1 pseudogene is annotated in these 202 nt (G+C 43.1%); it reads left to right on the top strand.

The window, feature by feature from the left end:
• A pseudogene (locus HMPREF2811_RS11375) lies at nt 1-202 on the top strand (IS110 family transposase); the annotation flags it as partial.

Genomic DNA, 202 nt, shown 5'->3' with positions numbered 1-202 from the left:
GCCACTGAACTGAAAGAATGGATTCTTCAAGCTTATCAGGACTATCACTTCGATCGAATCGTCATCGGCATGGAATCCACATCGGCTTATAGCTTTCATCCCGGTTACTTCTTCAAAGAAGACCCGGAGCTGAGTGAGCTGAATGTGGTAGTCACAATTGAAGAACCAAACAAAATCAAGAAATATCGTGAAGTTTTCTCCG

The sequence above is a fragment of the Globicatella sp. HMSC072A10 genome, assembly GCF_001811625.1.
In the GTDB taxonomy this organism is placed as follows: Bacteria; Bacillota; Bacilli; order Lactobacillales; family Aerococcaceae; genus Globicatella; species Globicatella sanguinis.
This window is presented reverse-complemented; position numbering and strand designations above follow the sequence as displayed.